The sequence below is a fragment of the Marininema mesophilum genome (assembly GCF_900106775.1).
Taxonomy (GTDB): Bacteria; Bacillota; Bacilli; order Thermoactinomycetales; family DSM-45169; genus Marininema; species Marininema mesophilum.
Map to the genome: position 1 here is coordinate 1 of NZ_FNNQ01000039.1, position 1,349 is coordinate 1,349.

The 1,349-nt window shown below is 42.9% G+C and carries 3 protein-coding genes; all 3 read left to right on the forward strand.

The window, feature by feature from the left end:
• Window positions 1-129, forward strand: a 129-nt coding sequence (locus BLV90_RS15855) for a zinc ribbon domain-containing protein (RefSeq protein ID WP_143035089.1), incomplete at its 5' end; no start/stop codon positions are given.
• Window positions 130-325: 196 nt separating this feature from the next.
• Window positions 326-670 (forward strand): IS200/IS605 family transposase, encoded by a 345-nt coding sequence (tnpA, locus tag BLV90_RS15860; protein WP_281242053.1) that lies wholly within the window; start codon window positions 326-328, stop codon window positions 668-670.
• 4 nt (window positions 671-674) lie between these two features.
• On the forward strand, window positions 675-1,349 hold a 675-nt coding region (locus tag BLV90_RS15865; RefSeq protein WP_143035090.1), incomplete at its 3' end, for a transposase.

The following is a 1,349-nucleotide window of genomic DNA, read 5'->3' on the forward strand; positions in this document are numbered from 1 at the left end:
GTGAAGAACCTGAATCTTCGCTCATGGATATGCCCTACGTGCCACTCTCACCATGACCGAGACATCAATGCATCCAAGAACATCTTGCAAGAAGGGCTTCGTGTACTTGCGGTTGGGCAAACCGTTTAAGCTTGGAGTATACTCCTGTCAGTAGACGGGAGTTCCCAAGAATCCCACTGCGCCCGAAGGAAGTGCCCTTGGGGTGCTTCAGCTGTGGGAGTGTCAATGTATTTGCTATATTCTTGTTCACGAGCGTCACTGCCTTCAGAGATAGTAATGTCAATAAGACTCCTTAGATATTTTCTTAGAGGATTAGTTTTTCGGGATTTGTTGCGAAAGGTGCTACAGTAGGACAGATACTACTAATTATGTAGAAGAACGATTCAAGCAATTAGTGGCAGAGATTTGCCAAGAAAATGATTGGATTATTGTAGCGATGGAAGTAATGCCCGATCACTGTCACTTGTTTTTGAACGGTCTACCCACTGATTCTCCAACCGATATGATGGCAAGAGTGAAAGGAGTGACTTCAAGACGGTTAAGACAAGAATTTAACCATTTGGTGCATCTGCAAAGCCTTTGGACACGTTCTTTCTTTGTTAGCACAGCAGGAAATGTATCGAGTGATACGATTAACCGTTATGTCGAAGCGCAGAAAACAAGGGGGTGAACACATGCCTACGATCACACTGCGTTTAGAACTACATAAACCCACTCAACCGAAACAGCAGATGTATCAACGAATGACAGAGATGAACACGGCGTTTGCTAACTGGCTTCTTTTGCACCCAGAGGTCAATAAGGCATCCAGCACGATCTTTAAGGAATTTTCGGATCAATCATTCCCATCGGCTGTTGTCAATCAAACCATTCGTGAAGTAAAGTCTCAAAAGAAGAATCAACATGCGAAAACTTTTCGCAAAAGATGGTGTTGCTTCAACAATCAAAACTTGAAAGTAGAAAAGAAGAGTGAAGTATATACCCTCTCTTTCCCCACACCGGAAAAACGTGTCGGTGTCCCCGTTGTAGCAAAACCCTTTCAAATCGCATGGTTAGAGAAAAAGATCAACGGAACGGTTAAACAAGGGGCAGGAAAGCTGTATCAAAAGAAAAAGAAATGGTATCTTGCGATCCCCATCACGTGGCATGTGGAATCCTCTCAAGATGAGAAAGTAATGGGGATTGATCTAGGACTTCGTTATCTGGCAGTCGCTAGTGTGGGAACAACATCACTTTTTTTCAAAGGAGCTCAAATTGCTTATTCTCGCAGACGGTACGCATCTAAGAGACGTAAACTAGGAAAATCAAAAAAACTACAAGCGATTAAGAAATCAAAGAACAAAGAATCG